A 6,000-nucleotide genomic window follows, 5' to 3' on the forward strand; every position below is an offset into this window, starting at 1 on the left:
GGAGGCCGGGACGAATCCAACGATGAGTCAAAAATCAGGCACGCGCTTCACCGAGAACAGGGACACTACCTCGCTTTCATCCATACCTATTCGTACATGTTCGGACAGCCGCCCGCCGAAGCCGACATCCAGCGCCATTTCCGCGTCAGCCCGCCGTCATTCCACCAGATGATCGTCACCCTCGAACGAAACGGCTTCATTCGCCGTCAGCCCGGTGTTCCCCGAAGCATCGAGATTCTCCTGCCACCCGAGAACTTGCCGATCCTCGAATGGCGCGGTATCAAAACGTCAAAATCACTGTGATGAACCACTTGGTCAATACGAAGCCTAGCAGGCTGTTGAAGAAGTGGGTAGCGAAGCGCTTCGTATCGTGATTCCCTGGGACCAGGATTTAACTAGGGGAGCGCGCGATGCGGGGGAGTGACGAACGGTCCGGCTCGCTTTTCAGTTATGTGGACCTGGAGGCTCGAGTTCGCGTCGGCCATCCGCTACGGGTGATCCGAGACTTGGCGAATGCGACGCTGGGCGAGCTTTCTGGGGAGTTCGGCAAGCTCTATACGGACTTCGGTCGCCCCTCGATCGCACCGGAGAAGTTGCTTCGGGCGATGCTCCTCCAGGCGTTTTATGGCGTTCGCTCGGAACGGCATCTGATGGAACGGATAGAGTTCGATCTTCTGTTCCGCTGGTTCGTTGGGCTTGTGGGGTGGACGATGCGGTTTGGGACCATTCGACCTTCTCGAAGAACCGCGACCGGCTGCTCGAAGGCGAGATTGCGGCCAAGTTCCTGAACGCGCTTTTGGCGCAGCCAAAGGTCAAGCGTCTGCTGTCGAGCGATCACTTCTCGGTGGATGGTACGCTGATTGAAGCCTGGGCTTCGATCAAGAGCTTCCGAAAGAAGGATGGCAGCGACAAAGACGAGGATGGTCCGGGACGCAACGCCGGGCGCAGCTTCCACAAGGAGAAGCGTTCCGACGAGACCCATGCGAGCACGACCGATCCTGAGGCGCGGCTCTACAAGAAGGGTGACGGCCAGCCAGCCAAGCTGAGCTATATGGGCCATGCTCTGATGGAGAACGGCAATGGTTTAGCGGTTTTGGGTGGGGTGAGCCAAGCGACGGGCACCGCCGAACGGGAGATTGCGCTTGCCATGATCGACAGGCGGAGGTGCGCGAAGCGAACCACGCTGGGGGCGGATAAGGCCTATGATGTCACGCAGTTCGTGCACGACCTGAGAGATAGATCGGTTACGCCGCTCATCGCGATTGATGGACATCTGAGTAAGACCGGCAAGCGGCGCAAGACAGCAATCGACGCGCGTACCACGCGTCACAGCGGCTACGACGTCAGTCAACGCTGCCGCAAACGCATCGAAGAAGTCTTCGGCTGGATCAAGAGTTCCGCTGGTTTGGCCAGGGTCAAGCTGCGAGGCCGCGACCGCGTGGATGCCGTCTTCGTCCTGGCGCTTGCAGCCTACAATCTGATCCGGCTTCCCAAGCTTCTGGCGGCACCGGCATGAGCATTCGAGGCAGATGGCAGGTCGTCGAGACGCCGGGCTACGATATGGCCTTGGCGGGCGCCTACATCCTGTTCGATGACGCCGGCGGCGAATTCGCCTTCGATTGCCTCACTGGCTCCATTCATGGAGCCTGCCACGGCGATACGGTCGAGTTCGGCTGGCAGGGAAACGACGAAATGGAACCAGCCGAGGGGGGACGGCTGGGCCGAACTGCAGGATGACGGCTCACTCGAAGGGGAGATCTGCCTCCTCAACGGCGACAACATCCCATTCATCGCGCCCCGTTCAAAGCCTTCTTCAACAGCCTGCCAGGTTTTTCGCCATGCGTGTTCGAACTGAGCGGCGGCGTGAGAGTTCGCGCAATCGCGCATGCCTGCAGCCCTCGGCAGATCAACCCACACAGCTTGTACTTTTCCACGTCGGTATCTGCTCCGATCAAGATACCCTCACCATATGCGATAGTTATGCGAGCTTGCGAGGCTAGGCGGCGGACCGCGCCGGCGCACTGTCCCCACTCACCTTAAGCGTCACGCAGCACCGAGACAATACATTCGACGTCTGGTTGGATTTCGATGTTTAATGCGGTTTGGATTATCTCATTCGCGCGCGCCGCGGACAGTCCGCTTACAAACCGAAATTTTTCGCTTACGTGTTCGTCACCGTATGCTGTGCCGCTCGTCCACGGGTCGCCCAGCGCAAACTCGGTCTGCGCATCAAGGCGAGTGCCGTCGCGCATCACGATCGTGGCGCGTGCAGGCATATTGCGCACCTGCCCGCGTACAATATGGATTGCCTGCCCTTCTGCGGGGGCCCAGTCTTCGACGCAAACTTTCTTTCGCAACGCCCTCACGTTTTGATCGTCGTCCTGCGACTCATCTAACCACGCGGGGCCGACTGGAATGCTGAGCAGAGCCATCGCGACTGCGTGCGGGATGCTGAATTGCCGCGAACAGAACGTGCGCGGTGCAGGATTGGTAAAACGCGGAGTACATAGTAACATGTTTGTACCGATGATGACGCGTTCAATTTCCAGAGGATCCACATTGGCCTTAGCGGCAGCCTTGATTAGTGCGGTGAGCGGCTGATGGATCCATCGGCAGGTCGGCCATGGCTTGTAAGTAATGTCCGTGAGCATCCATCGCGAGCCGAAGCCGCCGACCAGCGTGTCGGGATCGAAGCGCTCCGTGCCGCACATTCTAATGAGGCCACGATCGCCATCAAAAATCGTAATAAAGCCTGTCGCGCCAAGCGCTGCTGACTGCGCAGCGAACACACCGGCAAGGCTTGCCCAGCCTGCATCGACGTATTTGCAGTCCGGCAGATCCTGCGACTCGGCCCACTTGCTCGAAGCGGGCACCGGAGTATTCGAGCCGGCTATACCGAGCGTTTGCTGAGCCAAAGTCTCGTCCTGCGCCATCAGTTGGATGGCCGCGCCAGCCGCCGCGAACACAACTGATGCAGAGCAACTGTAAAGAGTAGGGGAGCCCGTGACGCGACCATCCTTGACGAACATCGGCGCCCCACATGCACTCGCGACGCGGCCGCCCAGTTCATATCCCGTGATCAGAGCCTGCAGGAAATCAGATCCGGTTGCTTTGTGTGCTTCTGTTAGCGCGAGCGCAGCAACGACCGCACCCACGCCGAAGTGATGACCGACTGGAAATGTCTCGTCAAGGTCCATACAATTAGCAAGCCGGCCATTAGCATACACAGCCGCCGCAAGGCTCGCTCGCTGCTTGCGCCCCACGATGGACGCCATGTTACCCTCCCCTAGAAAATCTGCCAAGCCGTAGGCGATCGGGGTGATTCGCGTGTGCTTGGCAGCGAGCATGCAGCCGATCGAATCGAGCAGAAGACGGCAAGCATCAGCTTTGACGCTGGTGGGCACATCAGACAGCTTTAGATTAGAGGCAAATTTCGCAAGCGCGCGGGTCAGATCAGTAGAGGTATGTTTCATCAAGGTCTCCTGAGAGAGGATACTGCACAACCAAGAGCTGCGCTAAAAGACAAAAGGAGCCTCTTATCTTTGGCGATAACGTGGGTGCTACGCGGAGGTTGCTTCGCCAGGGTATCGAATTCTCTCTTCTAAGCGATTTTTCGACTTCGCGGGGTACGATTAGATTGATCGAGGGAGCGTTGCTCATCGAGACGGTGTGAAGCGATAAACACGCTGATTGATTTTTGCATCCTCCAAATCTACCATGGTGGGAGCCAGAGCTCGGAGTACTGGTCGGTCGCGTTTCTTTGCACTCAAGCGCATCAACTAGAGACGCTGTGCGTCAAAAAGCGCTTTCAGATCTTCGAAGGGATAGTTGAGCCTATATCTGAAGCGAGAGCAATCTCGTGCCCCCTATCAGATGTGGCGGGGGACTTCCTTCATGTCTGCTGTATTCTCCAGCGCCGACATAACGTTTCAGCACGTCGGATTGCTATGAAGCAGATGCGATCTTCTCCCGGGATGTATGGAAGCATGTTAGCGAATCGTTGTGTTGAGAAGGCAGAAGTCCCGGGTGGCTCCGTCGAGAGCGGTTTCAAGCATCGCTATTTGTAAGTCGCGGGAAGTGCAACGATAATTTAGGAAGATCAGAGCCATGAGAGGTCCTTAAAGGCTTATACGCAACGTTGATCTGGATGAGTGCCCGCCTGCCAAAAGCTTTTCCGGAATGCGACTGATTGCCAGCGCTATTGCAGATTGATCGGATGCGGACTTGCATGAAGTGTTCCCCTGCTCGCCACAAATGTTTGAACCACCTGCTCATAGGTGAAAACGCCGACGTCGTTCGCGCCATCGGGAGCGTGTCTCGTTGTCGGATGACGATCGACCACCGCATGCTTGATCTCATCAGGCCATAAATCGGGCTATCACGATAATGACCAACTCGCTCATCTTCCCGTTTAGCCCGCCAGCGCAAGGCGAGTTCACCGAAATTGCGCCGGGCGTGCGCTGGATTCGACTCCCGATGCCGCACCGTCTCGACCATGTCAACGTATGGGTTATCGACGATGGAGACGGGTGGGCGCTGGTGGACACCGGATTGCGCACCCACGAGGTGATGAGTATCTGGGAGCAACTGGTCGCGAAGCCTCCACTGACCAGACCGCTCAAGCAGCTACTGGTGACGCACATGGACGCGGACCATATCGGACTAGCCGGCTGGCTCACCCGACGACATGGCGTGCAGCTATGGATCTCAAGCTTGGAATATCTGATGTGCCGCACGCTGATGTCCGACAGCGGCAGAGAGGCGCCTGCCGATGCCGTGCAGTTCTACCGCAATGCTGGTTGGAGCGAGGCGGCCGTCGAGAGATACCGACTCCGCTTCGGCAATTTTGGGACGCAGATTTATCCTTTGCCGGATAGCTTTCATCGTCTGCAGGACGGGATGAGATTAGAGATCGGCCAACACGCGTGGGAGGTGATCGCTGGCCGCGGACATTCCCCAGAGCACTGTTGCCTGTACTGTCCTGAGCTGAAGCTGCTGATCTCTGGCGACCAGGTTCTGCCGCGGATCTCCTCTAATGTCTCCGTGTATCCGCTGCAGCCTGAGGCCAATCCGATGGCCGAATGGTTCACCTCGCTTGAGTGCTTAAGGCAACGCGTGCCGGACGAGGTGCTCGTTGCGCCAGCCCATCAGGATGTCTTTCTTGGTCTGCACGCGCGTATCGAGCAGCTACTGCAAGGCAAACGAAGGGGACTGGAGCGGTTGCGCGCGCTACTTGAGCAGCCGCGCCGGGCTGTTGATACATTCGGCGCACTATTCCGACGCCGCATTTCCGAGGCTGACCCGGAGCAATTCCGGACAGCGACGGGCGAAGCAGTGGCGTCCCTAAATTACCTCATTCATGTGGGGGAGATAGCGAGAGAGGTAAGAGACGGCCTCGCTTGGTACCGGCTGATCGGGTCTTGAGTTTCACTTGATTGTTAGCGCACATTTCGTCCACATCAGCATTTTGATGCGCTCGGGTTCAGCGTATTAGTGGACGGCCCATGCTGGGGCTGTGGCGTTGATCATCTGGAGCGCACACTGCCGTCAGCTCGTCGGCGCGTACCAGCCGAGCGAGGGGAACGACGTCACGGCAGTTTGTCTTCACGCGATCGCCCGGCTTGCTCAGGACCAGCGGTGGCGCAATCACGGTGCGTTCATGGCCGAACGACCGGATCAAGCGATAAAGGCCATACTCAGCGTTCCAGCCTTCGTAATAGAAATGCGGACACTGCGGCTGGCGATCCTTTCAACCGGTTGCCACGGTCGACCACCCCGTCAACAAAGTCGCCGACCTGCTCCCGTGGAATTGGAAGGCGACCCAACAGTCCAGAGCGGCTGCCGCCTGAGCGCCACGGCTGACCGGCGCGCCTGCCCGGGGTGCTGACCGGATGCGTACGCGTACGCATCCGGCGGGCGCCGTCTTGTCTGACACGCTGTAATTCGCCAAGCGTGTGACCTTAAATTTAGCTTCAAGGTCATCAGGCGATGCAGGTCCAT

At 58.2% G+C, this 6,000-nt stretch carries 4 protein-coding genes and 2 pseudogenes; 4 read left to right on the top strand and 2 right to left on the bottom strand.

All coding sequences use genetic code 11. From position 1 onward, the window contains the following. Window positions 1–96 precede the first annotated feature (96 nt). The 3 genes and pseudogenes from IVA91_RS00440 to IVA91_RS00455 all read left to right on the top strand — a co-directional run bounded on the left by IVA91_RS00440 (window position 97) and on the right by IVA91_RS00455 (window position 1,737). Window positions 97–303, top strand: coding sequence for a hypothetical protein (locus IVA91_RS00440; protein WP_346015454.1), 207 nt, complete (start codon window positions 97–99; stop codon window positions 301–303). Between the two features lie 107 nt (window positions 304–410). Next, window positions 411–1,516, top strand: a pseudogene (locus IVA91_RS00450) (IS5 family transposase). After that, window positions 1,513–1,737: a hypothetical protein gene (locus tag IVA91_RS00455; protein WP_247458247.1), complete on the top strand. Its 225-nt coding sequence runs from the start codon at window positions 1,513–1,515 to the stop codon at window positions 1,735–1,737. Before IVA91_RS00450 ends, IVA91_RS00455 begins: the two are co-directional and overlap by 4 nt. Before the next feature lie 299 nt (window positions 1,738–2,036). Here the strand turns inward: IVA91_RS00455 and IVA91_RS00460 are convergent, their stop codons facing one another. After that, window positions 2,037–3,473: an MmgE/PrpD family protein gene (locus IVA91_RS00460; protein WP_247458248.1), complete on the bottom strand. Its 1,437-nt coding sequence runs from the start codon at window positions 3,471–3,473 to the stop codon at window positions 2,037–2,039. A gap of 913 nt (window positions 3,474–4,386) precedes the next feature. Here IVA91_RS00460 and IVA91_RS00465 point away from each other — a divergent pair. Continuing rightward, window positions 4,387–5,424, top strand: coding sequence for an MBL fold metallo-hydrolase (locus IVA91_RS00465; RefSeq protein WP_247458250.1), 1,038 nt, complete (start codon window positions 4,387–4,389; stop codon window positions 5,422–5,424). A 100-nt stretch (window positions 5,425–5,524) separates the two neighbouring features. On the opposite strand, the pseudogene IVA91_RS00470 reads toward IVA91_RS00465, so the two are convergent. Continuing rightward, window positions 5,525–5,695 (bottom strand): annotated as a pseudogene (locus IVA91_RS00470) (IS110 family transposase); the annotation flags it as partial. Window positions 5,696–6,000 lie beyond the last annotated feature (305 nt).

Source organism: Bradyrhizobium sp. 153 (genome assembly GCF_023073835.1).
Taxonomy (GTDB): Bacteria; Pseudomonadota; Alphaproteobacteria; order Rhizobiales; family Xanthobacteraceae; genus Bradyrhizobium.